Raw genomic sequence first — 16130 nt, 5'->3', positions numbered from 1 at the left:
ACCGTCGCCTCAGGACCGCTCCAGGCCCCCCGTCGGCACCGCGTCGCGCCCGGCGGTGTCCCGGCCCTTCACCCGCAGCACCCCGGCCCCCGCGAACAGCCCGCAGGCCAGCACCGTGACCAGCACGAACGAGCCGGTCAGCGAGGTCGCCTGGGCGATGGAGCCGATCGCCGACGGCGCGATCAGACCCGAGGTGTACGTGATCGTGGCGACCCCGGCGATGGCCTGGCTCGGCGCCGGGCCGCTGCGGCCCGCCGCCGCGAAGGCCAGCGGCACCACGACGGCGATGCCCAGGCCGATCAGCGCGAAGCCCGCCAGTGCCATGGCCGGGTGCCGGGCCAGCACGATCAGGACGCCGCCCGCCGTCGCCAGCACGCCGCCGGCCCGCACGGTGCGCACCGGCCCGAAGCGGGCCACCACCCGGTCGCCCGCCAGCCGGGCCGCCGCCATGGTGCACGAGAAAGCCGTGGTCGAGGCGGCCGCCAGGCCCGCGTCGGTGCCCAGCACGTCCCGCAGATAGACCGCCGACCAGTCCAGACTGGCGCCCTCCGCGAAGACCGCGCAGAACCCGACCGCGCCGATGACCAGCGCGGACTTCGGCGGCAGCGCGAAGCGTGGCGGCGGGTGCGCGTCGGGTGCGCTGCGCAGGTCCAGCACGCCCTGGCAGGCGACGGTGCCCAGGACCGTCGAGACGACGGCGGCGACGGCCAGGTGCAGCCGGGCGTCGGTGGCGGCGTGCGCCGCGGCGGTGCCGGCCGCCGAGCCGAGCAGGGCGCCCACGCTCCACATGCCGTGCAGCCCCGACATGATCGGCCTGCCGAGCCGGTCCTCGGTCTCTACTCCCAGCGCGTTCATCGCCACGTCCGCCATGCCCGCGGTCGCGCCGTACACCAGCAGGGCGCCGCACAGCCCGTACAGGTTGGGGGAGAGGGCGGGCAGGGCGAGCGAGAGCGTCCACAGGGCGAGCAGCAGGCGCAGCGCGGCGCGCGCGCCGAGGCGGTGGCTGATCCGGCCGGCCAGCGGCATGGACAGGGACGCGCCGATCGCGGGGAAGGCGAGGGCGAGGCCCAGCTGGCCCGCGCCGATCTGGGCATGGTCCTGGATCCAGGGGACACGGGTGGCGAAGCTGCCGGTCACCGAGCCGTGGACGAGGAAGACCACCGCGACGCACCAGCGGGCGCGGCGCAGCAGGGCCGGGGCGGAACCCGCCGGTCGCCCGGGGGGTGGGGCGGGCGGGGGAGCCGCCTCGGGAACGCCTGTGCCATCCATGGGCGGTAAATTATCAGGAAGCCTGCCTGATAATAAGGGAGTTATCCCACCCGTACCGCAGCGATCCCCCGTACCAGGGGGTCTGGAAGGATCCGGGCATGGATGAGACGCGCGGACCCGCTCCCGCCCGTACCGCCTCGGCCGCCGTACGCACCGCCCCGCGCACCGCCTCCCCGAGCACCGCGCGGGCCATCAACGACCGGCTGGCCCTCCAGCTCCTCCAGGACGCGGGGCCGCTGACCGCCGGCGAGTTGAAGGCGGGCACCGGACTGTCCCGGCCGACCGTCGCCGACCTGGTCGAACGCCTCCAGGCCGCCGGCCTGATCGAGGTGGTCGGCGAGTCGGGCGCCCGGCGGCGCGGGCCCAACGCGCGGCTGTACGGCATCGTCGCCGGCCGCGCCCACCTCGCCGCGGTCGACCTGCGCACCCACGGCGCCACGCTCGCGGTCGCCGACCTGCTCGGCCGGGTACTGGCCGAGGCGGCCGTACCGGTCGGCCCGGACACCGGCCCCGCCCAGGCGGCGGCGAACGGCGTGGCCACCCTGGAAAAGCTGCTCGGCGAGGCCGGGGCCGGCCACCCGCACGTCGTCGCCGTCGGCGCGCCCGGCCTGGTCGACCCGGCCACCGGACGGTTCGGCGGTACGGAATGGGTGCCCGCCTGGCACGCCGCGCTCGTCACGGCGTTCGGCGACCGGCCCGCCGCGCCGGTCCTGCTGGAGAACGAGGTCAACCTCGCCGCCATCGCCGAGCAGCGGGACGGCGCCGCGCGCGACCGCGACACGTTCGTCCTGCTGTGGCTGGGCCACGGCACGGGCGCCGCCGTCGTCCTGGACGGGCGGCTGCGCCGCGGCGCCTCGGGCGGCACCGGCGAGATCGGCTTTCTGCCCGTACCGGGCACGGACGCGCTGCCCACGGCGACGGCCTGCGACGGAGGCTTCCACTCGCTGGCGGGCTCGACGGCGGTGTGCCGGCTGGCCGCCGAGCACGGCATCGAGGCGGAGCCGGGGGAGGGCGGGAACGGCGCCGGGGACGCGGACGGGGCCGGCGCCGGGAACGCGGACCGGACCGGTGCCCCCGCCGCCGAGGCGCTGGTGCGCGCCGCCGTCGAGGCGGGGGAGGCCGGTGCCGCCTTCCTCGACGCGCTGGCCGCCCGGGTCGCCATCGGCGCCGCCGCCGTCTGCGCCGTACTGGACCCCGGCTGTGTCGTGCTCGGTGGCGAGACCGGCCGCGCGGGCGGTGACGCGCTGGCCGGCCGGGTCGCCGAGCGCCTCGCGCGGATGTCCCCGCTGCGTACCGAGGTACGGGCGGGGACGGTCGGCGGGCGGGCCGTGCTGCGCGGCGCGGTGCTCGCGGCGATGGACGCGGCCCAGGACGATCTGTTCGGGCCCGCGGCCTGAAGATCTTCCCGAACGCTGGAGCTGCCGATCGCCGGGGCTGCCGATCGCCCGGGCTACCGGGGGACCGCGGCCCGCCGGCCGGCCGCGGCCCCGCCCCGCTCCGCCAGGAAGTCCCCGTAGCTCACCGTGCCGTCCGCGTGCCCCGGGGTCAGGTTCTCGCCGCGCCGCAGCGCCGCGAAGATCCTGCCCGGAACCCACAGCGGTACCAGCACCCGCCGCCGCCCGCCGGCCCGCAGCGTGTCCCGTACGTGGTCACGGGCGCCCCGCACCTCAGGGCCGCCCAGATCGGCCACCCGGCCCGCCGGCTCCCCGGCCGCCGGCTCCACCAGCCGGGCGGCGACCTCGCGCACGTCCACCGGCTGGAGCCGCACGCCGGCCGGTACCGGCAGCACCGGCAGCCGCGCCCCGGCCTTGACCAGCCGCAGCACCAGGTCGTGGTACTGCGTGGTGCGCAGCACGGTCCAGCCGATCCCGGAGTCCTCGACCAGCCGCTCCACGTCGCGCTTCGCGCGGTAGTACCCCAGCGGGATCCGGTCCACGCCGACGATGGAGATGCAGACCAGGTGCCGTACCCCGGCCGCCCGTGCCGCCTCGACGAGCCGCCTGGCCGCCTCGGTGTCGCCGGACGGTGACGAGGCGCAGTGCACCACGGTCTCCACGCCCGCCACCGCCGCGGCAAGGCCCGAGCCGTCGCGCAGGTCGACCGCGTACGAGCTGAGCCGGGGGCGAGCGGCGCCGGTGTGCGGGCGGCGGCTGAGGCTGCGTACATCGTGACCGTCGGCGAGCAGCCGGCCGACCACGGCCCGGCCGAGCGTGCCGGTACCGCCGGTCACCAGGAACGTCGTCATCGCGATCAGTCCTCGGGCAGGGGGAGGGGACCGGCGCCTGTGAGCCACTCCACAGGTTGCCGCCCGCATGGCCGACGATCAGACGTGGCAGACTGAAGCCGTACTGAATTGACATACGCAGCGCACTCCGGGGTCGGTGAAAGTCCGAACCGGCGGTAACAGTCCGCGACCCGGCCGCCTCCAGCGGCCGGTTGAGCAGGTGGAATTCCTGCACCGACGGTTAAAGTCCGGATGGGAGGCAGTGCGCGGCGGGCGAGCAGCGGTACACCGCCGCCGGCGGTCGTCCTCGTATCCACGAAAGGCGACCTCCTCTTCGGCCTCGGTGTCCCCGTTGTCCCGTTCCCGTTTTCCTGTCCTTCGTGACAGCCCCGGAGTCCGTGCCCTGAGTGGCAGGAGGACCCGGTGGCCACCCCAGCCCCCGCGCAGACCGCGGCGATGCGCCGAGCCATCCAGCTTGCCGCCCGCGGCCTCGGGCACACCAGCCCCAATCCCGTCGTCGGCTGTGTCGTCCTGGACGCCGCCGGGAACGTCGCGGGCGAGGGCTGGCACGAGCGGGCCGGCGGTCCGCACGCCGAGGTCAACGCGTTGCGCGAGGCGGGCGAGCGGGCCAGGGGCGGCACCGCCTTCGTCACCCTGGAACCCTGCAACCACACCGGCCGCACCGGCCCCTGCGCCCAGGCCCTCATCGAGGCGGGCGTCGCCCGGGTGTACTACGCCGTCCCGGACCCGAACCCCACCGCCACCGGCGGCTCCACCACCCTGGCCGAGGCCGGGATCGAGGTCGAGGGCGGCCTGCTCGCCGACGAGGCCGCCGCCGGCAACGAGGCGTGGCTGACCGCCGTACTGCGCCGCCGCCCCTTCGTCCTGTGGAAGTACGCCGCCACGCTCGACGGCCGGATCGCCGCCGCCGACGGCACCAGCCGCTGGATCACCTCCGCCGAGTCCCGCGCCGACGTGCACCGGCTGCGCGCCCAGGCCGACGCGGTGATCGTCGGGTCCGGCACCGCCCGCGCCGACGACCCGCACCTCGGCGCGCGCGTCGCGGGCCTGGCCGACACCGAGGTCAGCCAGCCGATGCGGGTGGTGATCGACACCGCCGCCGCCGTCGTCAAGCCCGGCGCCCGGGTCCTGGACGGCACCGCGCCCACCCTGATCGCCGTCGCCGAGGACGCCGACGCCCGCCACCTCGAAGGACTCGCCCCGATCGTGCGGCTGCCGCGCACCGAGGGCGGCACCGGGGTGCACCTGCCCGCCCTGCTGGACGCCCTGTACGAGCGGGACGTCCGGTCGGTGCTCCTGGAGGGCGGCCCGACCCTGGCCGGTGCCTTCCTCGCCGCGCACGCCGTCGACAAGGTCGTCGGCTACCTCGCGCCCGTCCTGCTCGGCGCCGGCCCCGCCGCCCTCGGGGACGCCGGAATCGGCACGATCGACCAGGCGTTGCGCCTGGAGGTGACCGACACCGTCCGGCTCGGGCCCGATCTGCGCATCACCGCCACCCCAGCCCGCCACACCCTGAACGAGGAGAACTGACGTGTTCACCGGAATCGTCGAAGAACTGGGTGAGGTCGCCGCCGTCGAGAACCTCGGGGACAGCTCCCGGTTCACCCTGCGCGGCCCGCTCGTCACCCAGGACGCGAAGCACGGCGACTCGATCGCCGTCAACGGCGTCTGCCTGACCGTCGTGGACACCGGCGAGGGGACCTTCACCGCCGATGTGATGGCCGAGACGCTCAGCCGCTCCAGCCTGGGCGCGCTCGCCGCCGGCTCGCGCGTCAACCTCGAACGCCCGATGGCGCTCGGGGGGCGCCTGGGCGGCCACCTCGTCCAGGGCCACGTGGACGGCACCGGCACGATCGTCTCGCGCACGCCCGGGGAGCACTGGGAGATCGTGAAGGTCGCGCTGCCCGCCCACCTCGCCCGTTACGTCGTGGAGAAAGGCTCCATCACCGTCGACGGCGTCAGCCTGACCGTGGTCGAGGCGGCCGACGACTTCTTCACCATCAGCCTCATCCCCACCACCCTCGCCCTGACCACCCTGGGCATCAAACAGCCCGGCGACCCGGTCAACCTGGAGGTCGACGTGCTGGCCAAGTACGTGGAACGGCTGCTGGGCCAGGGCCGGGGCGGACACCGGGAGGACCTGGGTACCGCGGCGGCCGTCGCGGCGGTGGAAGAGAGCCTGCGGTGAACGTCCTCGGCTGGCTGAACGGGCCGGCGTTCACCGCCTTCGGCCAGCAGGTCATCTGGTCCGACATGATCGGCAACAGCGTCGGCCTGGCCGCCCTCGCCTTCGGCTGGCGGCGCTCCATATGGACCTGGCCCGCCCAGTTCCTCTCCGGCCTGATCCTGGTCTCCGCGTACGCCTACGCCCACCTCAGCGGCGGCGTCGGCAAGCAGCTGCTGGTCATCGGCGTGGCACTGTGGGGCTGGCGGCAGTGGCAGCGCGGCCGGCAGCAGGCCCAGGACGGCTCCATCGCCGTCCGCTTCGCCACCTGGCGCGAGCGGGCCCTGCTCGTCGCGGGCACCGCCGTCGGCACCGTCGCCGTCGGCTCGCTGTTCGCCCTGGTGCCGCAGCTGTCCTGGAACCCCTGGCCCGACGCGTACATCTTCGTCGGCACCCTGGCGGCGATGGTCGCCCAGGCCCGCGGCCTGGTCGAGTTCTGGTTCGCCTGGCTGCTCGTCGACATCGTGGGCGTCCCCCTCGCCTTCAGCAGCGGCCTGGCCTTCTCCGGCCTGGTCTACGTCGTCTATCTCGGCCTCGTCCTGTGGGGCATGCGCGACTGGTGGCTGCGCTCCCGTACGAATCCGCAGCCCGTCCTGGAAGGAGCGGCGGCATGACCGCACTGCAGAGCTGGTACGACCCCGAGGGGGCCGTCGCACGTGACGCCCTCCTGGCCCTGGACCCCGTCGAGCAGGCCGTCGCCGACATCGCCGCGGGCCGCCCGGTCGTGGTCGTGGACGACGAGAACCGCGAGAACGAGGGCGACCTCGTGGTGGCCGCCGAACGGGCCACCCCCGAGATCCTCGCCTTCATGATGAGCGAGTGCCGCGGCCTGATCTGCGCCCCCATGGAGGGCGCCGAACTGGACCGCCTGGCGCTGCCGCAGATGGTCGAGCACAACACCGAGTCGATGCGCACCGCGTTCACCGTCTCCGTCGACGCCACCGCCGCGCACGGCGTCAGCACCGGCATCTCCGCCGCCGACCGCGCCACCACCCTGCGCCTGCTCGCCTCCGGCGAGGCCGCGCCCGCCGACTTCGTACGGCCGGGCCACATCTTCCCGCTGCGCGCCCGCGACGGCGGGGTGCTGGAGCGCAACGGCCACACCGAGGCCGGCGTGGACCTCGCCCGGCTCGCCGGACTGCGGCCCGCCGCCGCCATCGTCGAGATCGCCGGCGAGGACGGCACCATGCTGCGGCTGCCCGAGCTGGTCCCGTTCGCCCGCAAGCACGGCCTGTCGATCATCTCCATCGAGGACCTGATCGCCTACCGCCGGAGCTCCGAACCCACCGTCCGGCGCGAGGCCGAGACCCGGCTGCCCACCCGCTACGGCGAGTTCACCGCGTACGGTTACCGCTCCACCGTCGACGGCGTCGAGCACATCGCGCTGGTCGCCGGCGACATCGGCGACGGCGAGGACGTCCTGGTCCGCGTCCACTCCGAGTGCCTGACCGGTGACATCTTCCACTCGCTGCGCTGCGACTGCGGCCCCCAGCTGGAGGAGTCGCTGCGCCGGATCTCGGCGGCGGGCCGCGGTGTGGTGATCTACCTGCGCGGGCACGAGGGGCGCGGCATCGGGCTGCTGTCCAAGCTGCGCGCCTACGAGCTCCAGGAGCGCGGCCGCGACACCCTCGACGCCAACCTGGAACTGGGCCTGCCCGCCGACGCGCGCGACTACGGCGCCGGCGCCCAGGTGCTGGCCGACCTGGGCGTGCGGTCGCTGCGGCTGATGACCAACAACCCGGAGAAGACCGAGGCGCTGATCCGGCACGGGCTCAAGGTCACCGGCCGGGAGCCGATGCCCGTACAGGCGGGCGAACACAACCTGCGGTACCTGCGCACCAAGCGGGACCGGATGGGGCACGACCTGCCCTGGCTCGACGCGGACCGCGCGTCGGCCTGCGGCAACCAGTAGCACCGCGGCCGGACCCCGGCCGTCCCACATCACGTACGTACCCGAGCACCGGACCCCGAGGAGAACCAGAACCGTGAGCGGCAAGGGCGCACCCGAACTGTCCGTGAAGAACTGTGGCGACCTGCGGGTGGCCGTGATCGCCGCCCAGTGGCACGAGAAGGTGATGGACGGCCTGGTGGACGGCGCCCTGCGCGCCCTGTCCGAGCTGGGCATTGACGAGCCGACGCTGCTGCGCGTGCCCGGCAGCTTCGAGCTGCCGGTGGTCGCCAAGGTGCTGGCGGGCCGCGGCTACGACGCGATCGTGGCGCTCGGCGTCGTCATCCGCGGCGGCACCCCGCACTTCGACTACGTGTGCCAGGGCGTCACCCAGGGCCTGACGCAGGTCAGCGTGGACACCGGCGTACCGATCGGGTTCGGCGTGCTGACCTGTGACACCGAGGAGCAGGCGCTGGACCGGGCCGGAATCTTCGGCTCCACCGAGGACAAGGGCCACGAGGCGGTGACCGCGGCCGTCGCCACCGCCGCGACGCTGCGCACCGTCGCCGAGCCCTGGCGCTGAGCGGGGCCGGGCGACCGCGTAGGGTGGGTCACATCATGTCCAAGAAGACGTTCGAGGAGCTCTTCGCCGAGCTCCAGCAGAAGGCCGCCACCGGCGACCCCGCCACCTCCCGCACCGCCGAACTGGTCCAGTCCGGCGTCCATGCGATCGGCAAGAAGGTCGTCGAGGAGGCCGCCGAGGTCTGGATGGCCGCGGAGTACGAGTCCGACGAGGCCGCCGCGGAGGAGATCTCCCAGCTCCTGTACCACCTTCAGGTGATGATGGTCGCCAAGGGCATCTCCCTGGACGACGTGTACGCCCATCTCTGAGCCGTCGCCCGGCCCGCCCGTCCCGCACCACCCCGTTCCCCCCTGTCACCCCCTCCCGTACGAAGGAAGTCGTTCTCATGCTGCGCATCGCCGTCCCGAACAAGGGTTCACTGTCCGAGCCTGCGTCGGCGATGCTCCATGAGGCCGGCTACCGCCAGCGCAAGGACCGCAGGGAGCTGGTCCTGGTCGACGCGGAGAACGAGGTGGAGTTCTTCTTCCTGCGCCCGCGCGACATCGCGGTCTACGTCGGCTCCGGCAAGCTGGACATCGGCATCACCGGCCGCGACCTGCTGCTGGACTCCGGCGCGAAGGCCGAGGAGATCATGCAGCTCGGCTTCGCCGGCTCGACCTTCCGCTACGCCACCCGCCCGGGTACGGCCAAGGAGGTCACCGACTTCGACGGGATGACGGTCGCCACCTCCTTCTCCGGACTGGTCGAGCAGCACCTCGCCGACAACGGCGTGAACGCCTCCGTCGTCCACCTGGACGGCGCGGTGGAGACCGCCATCCAGCTCGGCGTCGCCGAGATCATCGCCGATGTCGTGGAGACCGGCACCACGCTGCGCAACGCCGGCCTGGAGATCATCGGCGAGCCGATCCTGAAGTCCGAGGCGGTCGTCATCCGCGGCAAGGGCGCCCCCGAGGACGACCCGAAGGTCCGCCAGTTCCTCCGCCGCATGCAGGGCGTCCTGGTCGCCCGGCGCTACGTGATGATGGACTACGACATCCGCGTCGAGCACGTCGAGAAAGCCGTCGCCCTCACCCCGGGCCTGGAGTCGCCGACCGTCTCCCCGCTGCACCACGAAGGCTGGGTCGCGGTCCGCTCGATGGTCCCCTCCAAGGACGCCCAGCGCATCATGGACGAGCTGTACGAACTGGGCGCCCGCGCCATCCTGACCACCGGCATCCACGCCTGCCGCCTCTGACCCGGCGGTCCGGCCGCCGCCGACGGGCGGCGGCCACACCCGCCGCCGGCCCGCGCCGGCGGCCCGTACGAAAGAGCCCGACGACGTGTCCGCGTCCGCACCCGCGCCCCTGCCCGCACTCCCGGTGACCTTCCGGCCGGCCCGCACCCGGGCCGTCCTGTACGGCGTCGGCATCGCCCAGCTCGCCGTGCTGACGGTGATCGCCTTCCTGCTGCCGAACCTGGGCGGCGGCGAGCGGATCAGCTTCGTGTTCACCGGGCTGATCGTGCTCGGCGTCCTGCTGCTGCTCGCCCGCCCCAAGGTGGTCGCCCACCAGGAGGGCGTCACGGTCGTCAACCTGACCACCAAGCGCGAGCTGGCCTGGGCCCAGGTGCTGCGGGTCAACCTGCGCCAGGGCGACCCCTGGGTCCACCTCGACCTGGCCGACGGCACCAGCCTGCCCGCGATGGGCATCCAGCCCGGCATCGCGCGTGACCAGGCCATTCGGGACGCCCGCACGTTGCGGGCGCTCGCCGAGAGCCACGGCGGTCCGGACGAGCCGGCCCGGTGACCCTGCCCGCATCCCGGCCCTGCTGATTACCCTGGTGCCCAGGGCGCTCCCGCGCCCCGCCCCGCCAGCGGGCCCCTGCGACCTGAGGAGTGACTCCCTCCAGCAATGGACGGATCGTCCGGTAGTACCTGCGCCGCCCCTCCACCGGAACCCCCGCACGTACGGGAGCTCCCCGCCACGGAGGCGGCGGCATGACCGCCACACTGCTGCTGCTCGCGGCCGCGCTCGTCCTGATCCTCGCCAACGGATTCTTCGTCGCCGCCGAGTTCGGACTGGTCACCGTCGAGAAGGCGGAGGCCGAACGGGCCGCCTCCGGTGGTGACCGGCGCGCCCGTACCGTCGTCGGCGCGCTGCGCGAACTCTCCTTCCAGCTCTCCGGCACCCAGCTCGGCATCACCATCACCTCCCTGGTGGTCGGCATGCTCGCCGAGCCCGCCCTGGCCCGCCTGCTGTCCGCGCCGCTGACCGCCACCGGGCTGCCGGCCGGTGCCGTACCCGGCATCGCCGTCGTCATCGGGATGCTGCTGGCCTCCGCCGTGCAGATGGTCCTCGGCGAGCTGGTGCCCAAGAACTGGGCGGTCTCCAAGCCGCTCCAGGTCGCCCGCTTCGTCGCGGGCCCGCAGGGCGCCTTCTCCCGGTTCTTCCGACCGGTGATCTCCCTACTGAACACCGTCGCCAACCGGCTCGTACGGGCCCTGGGCGTGGAGCCGACCGACGAGCTGGCCTCCGCCCGTACCCCCGGCGAACTGGTCTCGCTCGCCCACCACTCGGCCCGCGCCGGAGTGATCGAGCAGGACACCGCCGACCTGTTCGTGCGCACCCTCTCGCTCGGCGGGCTGACCGCCGAGAACGTGATGACCCCCCGGGTCCGGGTCAGCGCCCTCCAGGCGTCCGCGACCGCCGAGGACGTCCTGAACCTCACCCGCGCCACCGGCCTGTCCCGCTTCCCCGTCTACCGCACCCGGCTCGACGAGGTGGTGGGCATGGTGCACCTCAAGGACGCCCTCGCGGTACCCGAGCACGAGCGGCTGCGCACCCCGGCGGCCCGGATCGCCGTACCGCCGCTCCTGGTCCCGGCGACGCTGCCGGTGCAGCCGCTGCTGGAGCGGCTGCGCAGCGAGCAGCCGATAGCCGTCGTGGTCGACGAGTACGGCGGCACGGCGGGCGTGGTCACCCTGGAGGACATCGTCGAGGAACTGGTCGGCGAGGTCCGCGACGAGCACGACCGGATCGACCTGCCCGAACTGGCGCAGGCGCCGCCCGAGGACGGCCGCCCCGCCTGGGACGCGGACGGCGGCTGCCGGACCGACACGCTGCGGCGGATCGGCCTCGACACGCCCGACGGGCCGTACGAGACGGTGGCCGGCCTGGTGGCCCACATCCTCGGGCGGGTGCCCGCCCCCGGCGACACCGCCGAGCTGGACGGCTGGCGGCTGCGGGTGCGGCTGGTCTCCCACCACCGCGCCGAACGCGTGCGGATCATACGGACCGCGGGCGCCGCGGCGCCCGCCCCGCTGCCGGCGGAGGTGGCCCGGTGAGCTTCCTGCAACTGCTCTTCGCCGCCTTCCTGGTGCTGGTCAACGGCTTCTTCGTGGGCGCCGAGTTCGCGCTGGTCTCGGTGCGCCGCAGCCAGATCGAACCGCTGGCCACCGCGGGCTCCAAACGGGCCCGCAAGGTGCTGCACGGCCTGGAGAACCTGCCGCAGATGATGGCGGCGGCCCAGTTCGGCATCACCGTCTGCTCCCTGACGCTCGGCGCGGTCGCCGAACCGACCGTCGCCCGCCTCCTGGAGCCCCTCTTCCACGCGGCACACCTGCCCGAGCCGCTGATCCACCCGCTCGGTTACGTCATAGCCCTGGCCGCGGTGGTCTTCCTCCACCTCGTCATCGGCGAGATGGTCCCGAAGAACCTGGCGATGGCCGCGCCGGAGAAGACCGCGCTGTGGTTCAGCCCCGGCCTGGTCGCCTTCGCCCGGCTGTGCCGCCCGGTCACCGCGCTGCTCGGCGCGTGCGCGCGCGGCGTACTGCGGCTGTTCCGCGTCGAACCGAAGGACGAGGTCGAGGCGGTCTTCACCAGTCAGCAGCTGACCGACCTCGTCGAGGACTCCAAGCAGGCCGGCCTGCTGGGCCCGGCCGAGCAGGAACGGCTGTCCGACGCGCTGGAGCTGGGCAGCCGCCCGGTCACCGACGTCCTGCTCGACCCGGCCGGGCTGGTCACGGTCGGTCCGGCCGTCACCCCGCGCCAGGTCGAGGAGCTGACCGTCAAGACCGGTTACTCCCGCTTCCCGGTGTCCGCGCCGGGCGGCGCCTACATGGGCTACCTGCACGTCAAGGACGTACTGGACCTGGAGGAGGGCGACCGCGCGGTGCCGCAGCACATCTGGCACCCGATGACGACGCTGCGCGCCGAACTCCCCCTGGACGACGCGCTGACCGCCATGCGCCGCTCCGCCTCCCACCTGGCCGCCGTCGCCGACGCGACCGGGCGGGTGCTGGGGCTGGTCGCGCTGGAAGACGTCCTGGAGAAGCTGGTGGGGGAGGTGCGCGACCCGGCGCACCGGCAGGACCTGCCCGCCGTACCGCAGCTGGGCGGCGCGCCCGGCGCCCGCGTCCCCGAGGTACCGGCCGACCGCCTCACCGGACCGCGCGCCGAACCGGGACCGGCCCGGGAGGACCGGGCGCTGGCGGGATGATGCGCGGGTGACGGAGGGGTGAGCCCGTGGTGGTCGCCGCGGGCTCGTCCCGTTCCCGGCCCGGACCGGTCCGCACGGGGCGGTCCGCACGGACACGCCCGGCCGGCGGAAAGGGGCGCATACACCGCCGCGGAAGCGGCCACCGCGCGCCGGGCACAACGGCGTACCTTGCGCAGTTGGACACCGGCCCCGGGGGAGCGCCGGGCGTTGCTGACGCCCCGGAGAGCCGTCAGCACCCCGCTGGACCGGCCAGCCCGTTCTCCCAGGACCAGGCGGCGATACCGACCCGGTTACGGACCTTCAGCTTCGCCTGGACGTTGGCGACATGGGTCTTGGCGGTGCCCGCCGAGATGAAGAGCTGCTCGCCGATCTCGGCGTTGGTGAGACCCTCGGCGACCAGCCGGGCGATCTCGCTCTCCCGGGCGGTGAGCGGGGACCGGGCCGCGGGCGCTGCCGGGCCGGGGGCGAGGCCCTGGAGCAGCCGGACGGTGATCTGGGGGCTGATGAGGAGGTCCCCGGCCATCGCCGCCCTGACCCCCTCGATCAGCAGCCCGGGGCCCGAGCGCTTGAGCAGGAACCCGCAGGCGCCGTCGCGCAGCGCCGTGCGTACGTAATCGTCGTGGTCGAAGGTGGTGACCACGAGGACCCGTATCGGGTCGGGTACGCCGGGGCCCGCGAGGAGCCGGGTCAGTTCGAGGCCGTCCAGGCCCGGCATCCGGATGTCGGCGAGGACCAGATCGGGGCGCAGGGCGCGGGCGAGGCCGACGGCGGTGCGGCCGTCCGCCGCCTCGCCGACCACGGTCATGTCGGGCTGTGAGCCCAGAATCAGGCGGAAGCCGCTGCGTACGTCCTCCTGGTCGTCGGCGATCAGGATGCGGGCCGGGGCGAGAGGCGTGGTCATGGGGTCTCTTTCGGGGAAGTGGCAGGCAGGACGGCGGTGAGCTGCCAGCCGCCCTCGCCGTGCGGCCCCGCCGAGAGCGTTCCGCCGAGGGCCTGGGCGTGCTCGGTGAGAGCGGGGAGGCCGAGGCCGCCCCGGGAGACGCGGCGGCGGGCCGGGGCGGGGCGGGCACCGCGGTCGTTGGTGACCCGGATTTCCACGCTGGTGGCCGTGGGGGTGAAGGTGACGGTGGCGCGGGAGGCGTCGGGAGCGTGCCGGCGGATGTTGGTCAGCGCCTCGACGACGATGCGGTACGCGGCGGAACCCGCCTCGCGGGAGAGCACCTCCGTGACCAGAGGCGGCAGGTCCAGCTGCGCCTCGGTGGTCCCCGCCGCGCCGAAGTCCTCCAGCAGGACCGGCAGCTGGGAGAGACCGGGGAGCGGCTCGGTGCCGGGTGCTTCCGGGCCGTGCAGCATCTGTACGGTCCGGTCCATCGCGGCCAGGGCGCTCAGACCCGCCTTCTCGATGCGTTCCAGGGCGAGCACCGCCTGGGAGGGATCGGTGGCGGCGACGAAACGGGCCGCCTGCGCCTGGACGACGATTCCGCTGATGTCGTGGGCGACGAAGTCGTGCAGGTCGCGGGAGAGCTGAAGACGCTGGGCGCTGCGGGCCTCGGCCACCGCGCTCCGGCGGCGCAGGTCCTGGCGGCGAAGGTGGGCGCCGGCCGCCACCGCGGCGGCCGCGGGAAGCAGCCAGAAGGCGGCGATACCGACGGATTCCAGGAAGGACCCACCGCCGGCCAGCGGCAGCGGCCAGAGGGCCACCGCGAGGACGGCCGGCGGGAGGGCCGCCGTGAGTTCACGCGGAGGCGACCAGCGGGTGACCACGGCCAGGAGGAGGAGCAGGACGGCGGTCTCCGCCAGTTTCCAGCCGGAGCCGTGACCGGGCTCCGGCAGGGCGAAGCTGGTGACCAGGGAGAGGGCGGCGCAGACCGCGGTCGGGCGGGCGAGGCGGCCGAGCCGCTGGCGGATCGCGGCACGGGGCCGGGCGACGGCCCACACCACCGTGCCCGTGGCCGCGAACGTCGGCAGAGCACCGAGCGCCAGGACGGCCGGACCGGTTGATTCCCACATGGTGATCAGCGTACGGGTGTGCGAGGTGGCGGGGCTCTCTGCCGAACGGCAGAGCAGGACCGGACAGCGGCGCGATCTTTGTGCCGATCGGCGGATGGGGCCGCGGGGGCGCCCGGGGTGAAGCTGGAGCCGTTCAGCCGGCCCCGGCTGCACCCACCCTTCACAGCACGGGAGTTCACCATGCGCAACACCGCGATCGGCGCCACGGCGGCCCTCGCCGTCCTCGCCGGACCGGTCACCGCCGGGCCCGCGCCGGCAGCCCCGGCCGCGTCCGCCGCGAAGAAGCCGGCGAAGACCGCGAGCGTCCACGGAGAGGCGCGGATCTCCTACGTGGAGTCGGCCGACGACGACATCCGCTTCACCGTCCATGCCGAACAGACGCCGTTCACCCGGCCGGTGCTCCCCAACGCCCCCCGCGGCCTGTCCACCGATGCCCGGGGCACGCTGAAGTTCTCCCACACGCCACGGGGCGGAGCGACGGGATGGGCGGAGGCACAGGTGGACTGCCTGGTCACCAGCGGCCGGACGGCGACCCTGACCGCGATCGTCACCAAGTCGAACGTCGAGGAGGCCGGCGCCCGGCTGGGCATCAGCGTCCAGCAGGGCGGGCAGGGCGAACCGGACCGGCTCGGCTTCTCCTGGGGGGTGGTGAACGTCGACCCGGGGAACGTCGACGAGCACGGCGTGCCCGTAAGACCGCAGGCCGGTACGTGCATGGCCCCCGCACCGTTCACGACCGTGACCAAGGGCGGCTTCCGAGTGGTCCACGCCGAGATCACCAAGACCCCCGCACAGCCCGGGGCGGCGGTCCGCCGTGGCTGACACCCAGATCACCGGGGCGCCCGGCACGGCCGCGCCGCACGTCCCCCGCTCCGTCCGCCTGGCGGCGCACGCCGCCGCGCTGACCCTGGTGCCGTCCGGGCTGTGGCGCATCGCCGTCGCTCTGGGCTGGGACTCCGGATTCACCGACGAGGTCCTTCGCCCGGAGAACTTCCCCGGCCCCGGGACCGGCTACCTCATCGGGCTCAGCCTGCTGGCCGAGGCACTCGGACTGCTCACCCTGGGCCTGGTCCACAGCTGGGGCGAGGAAATCCCCCGCTGGGTACCGGTCCTGGGGGGGCCGGCGCATCCCCGTGGCGGCGGCGGTGATCCCCGCCTCGCTCGGCGCGGCGCTCGTCACCCTCGTCACGGTCAGCGGCGCGTTGTCGTGGAACGACGCGGACACCATGGGTGGCGCCGGATCCCCCCGAGGCGGCCACTACTGGCTGATGACCGCCTGCTATCTCCCCTTGCTGGCCTGGGGACCGCTGCTGGCGATCGTCACGGTGGCCTATTACCGCCGCCGGCGCCGGGAGCGGCGGCCGGTGCGCTGAGGGAGAGACCGGCCCGGTCGCCGCCGCGATCCGCGGCTGGCAGGGCACCGTACCCGTCGAAC

At 74.3% G+C, this 16130-nt stretch carries 17 protein-coding genes and 1 riboswitch; of the genes, 13 read left to right on the top strand and 4 right to left on the bottom strand.

Features of this window, described 5'->3' with window-relative positions:
• Window positions 1-9: 9 nt before the first annotated feature.
• Complete coding sequence (locus AB0L45_RS38245) at window positions 10-1269, bottom strand: MFS transporter (protein WP_365848397.1); 1260 nt, start codon at window positions 1267-1269, stop codon at window positions 10-12.
• A gap of 98 nt (window positions 1270-1367) precedes the next feature.
• Here AB0L45_RS38245 and AB0L45_RS38240 point away from each other — a divergent pair, with 98 nt between their 5' ends.
• Window positions 1368-2666, top strand: a complete 1299-nt coding sequence (locus AB0L45_RS38240; protein ID WP_365848396.1) for an ROK family transcriptional regulator — start codon at window positions 1368-1370, stop codon at window positions 2664-2666.
• 53 nt (window positions 2667-2719) lie between these two features.
• Here the strand turns inward: AB0L45_RS38240 and AB0L45_RS38235 are convergent, their stop codons facing one another.
• On the bottom strand, window positions 2720-3514 hold the full coding sequence (locus AB0L45_RS38235) for an NAD(P)H-binding protein (protein WP_365848395.1): 795 nt from the start codon (window positions 3512-3514) through the stop codon (window positions 2720-2722).
• Window positions 3515-3632: 118 nt separating this feature from the next.
• Window positions 3633-3763, top strand: a riboswitch (FMN riboswitch).
• 153 nt (window positions 3764-3916) lie between these two features.
• Here AB0L45_RS38235 and ribD point away from each other — a divergent pair.
• The 10 genes from ribD (at window position 3917) to AB0L45_RS38185 (ending at window position 12685) form a co-directional block, all read left to right on the top strand.
• Window positions 3917-5044 carry a bifunctional diaminohydroxyphosphoribosylaminopyrimidine deaminase/5-amino-6-(5-phosphoribosylamino)uracil reductase RibD gene (gene ribD, locus AB0L45_RS38230; protein WP_365848394.1) on the top strand — a complete coding sequence of 376 codons (1128 nt, stop codon included), beginning with the start codon at window positions 3917-3919 and terminating at the stop codon, window positions 5042-5044.
• 1 nt (window position 5045) lies between these two features.
• Window positions 5046-5702, top strand: a complete 657-nt coding sequence (locus tag AB0L45_RS38225; RefSeq protein WP_365848393.1) for a riboflavin synthase — start codon at window positions 5046-5048, stop codon at window positions 5700-5702.
• Window positions 5699-6352 carry a nicotinamide mononucleotide transporter family protein gene (locus tag AB0L45_RS38220; RefSeq protein ID WP_365848392.1) on the top strand — a complete coding sequence of 218 codons (654 nt, stop codon included), beginning with the start codon at window positions 5699-5701 and terminating at the stop codon, window positions 6350-6352. Before AB0L45_RS38225 ends, AB0L45_RS38220 begins: the two co-directional genes overlap by 4 nt.
• Entirely contained in the window at window positions 6349-7650 is a 1302-nt protein-coding gene (locus tag AB0L45_RS38215) for a bifunctional 3,4-dihydroxy-2-butanone-4-phosphate synthase/GTP cyclohydrolase II (RefSeq protein WP_365848391.1), read from the top strand. Before AB0L45_RS38220 ends, AB0L45_RS38215 begins: the two co-directional genes overlap by 4 nt.
• A 73-nt stretch (window positions 7651-7723) precedes the next feature.
• A complete protein-coding gene (ribH, locus tag AB0L45_RS38210) occupies window positions 7724-8209 on the top strand; it encodes a 6,7-dimethyl-8-ribityllumazine synthase (protein WP_003986918.1) in 486 nt (161 codons plus the stop codon).
• Between the two features lie 35 nt (window positions 8210-8244).
• Window positions 8245-8517, top strand: a complete 273-nt coding sequence (locus AB0L45_RS38205) for a phosphoribosyl-ATP diphosphatase (RefSeq protein ID WP_365848390.1) — start codon at window positions 8245-8247, stop codon at window positions 8515-8517.
• Window positions 8518-8594: 77 nt separating this feature from the next.
• Window positions 8595-9443 (top strand): ATP phosphoribosyltransferase, encoded by an 849-nt coding sequence (gene hisG / locus AB0L45_RS38200; RefSeq protein ID WP_365848389.1) that lies wholly within the window; start codon window positions 8595-8597, stop codon window positions 9441-9443.
• Window positions 9444-9528: 85 nt separating this feature from the next.
• Window positions 9529-9993, top strand: coding sequence for a PH domain-containing protein (locus AB0L45_RS38195; RefSeq protein ID WP_365848388.1), 465 nt, complete (start codon window positions 9529-9531; stop codon window positions 9991-9993).
• Between the two features lie 191 nt (window positions 9994-10184).
• The gene (locus tag AB0L45_RS38190) at window positions 10185-11531 is read left to right on the top strand and encodes a hemolysin family protein (protein ID WP_365848387.1); all 1347 of its coding nucleotides are present in this window, start codon (window positions 10185-10187) and stop codon (window positions 11529-11531) included.
• Entirely contained in the window at window positions 11528-12685 is a 1158-nt protein-coding gene (locus AB0L45_RS38185; protein WP_365848386.1) for a hemolysin family protein, read from the top strand. Before AB0L45_RS38190 ends, AB0L45_RS38185 begins: the two co-directional genes overlap by 4 nt.
• 229 nt (window positions 12686-12914) lie before the next feature.
• Here the strand turns inward: AB0L45_RS38185 and AB0L45_RS38180 are convergent, their stop codons facing one another.
• Window positions 12915-13586: a response regulator transcription factor gene (locus AB0L45_RS38180; protein WP_365848385.1), complete on the bottom strand. Its 672-nt coding sequence runs from the start codon at window positions 13584-13586 to the stop codon at window positions 12915-12917.
• Entirely contained in the window at window positions 13583-14695 is a 1113-nt protein-coding gene (locus AB0L45_RS38175) for a histidine kinase (protein WP_365848384.1), read from the bottom strand. The genes AB0L45_RS38180 and AB0L45_RS38175 overlap by 4 nt, the downstream gene beginning before the upstream one ends.
• A gap of 180 nt (window positions 14696-14875) precedes the next feature.
• On the opposite strand from AB0L45_RS38175, the gene AB0L45_RS38170 reads away from it, so the two are divergent.
• Window positions 14876-15517 (top strand): hypothetical protein, encoded by a 642-nt coding sequence (locus tag AB0L45_RS38170; RefSeq protein WP_365848383.1) that lies wholly within the window; start codon window positions 14876-14878, stop codon window positions 15515-15517.
• Window positions 15518-15840: 323 nt separating this feature from the next.
• Window positions 15841-16068 carry a hypothetical protein gene (locus tag AB0L45_RS38165; RefSeq protein ID WP_365848382.1) on the top strand — a complete coding sequence of 76 codons (228 nt, stop codon included), beginning with the start codon at window positions 15841-15843 and terminating at the stop codon, window positions 16066-16068.
• The last annotated feature ends 62 nt before the right edge of the window (window positions 16069-16130 follow it).

This window comes from Streptomyces sp. NPDC052496 (genome assembly GCF_040679095.1).
Taxonomy (GTDB): domain Bacteria; phylum Actinomycetota; class Actinomycetes; order Streptomycetales; family Streptomycetaceae; genus Streptomyces.
Note: the sequence above shows the minus strand (reverse complement) of the source record. Positions and strands in the feature narration are given on the sequence as shown.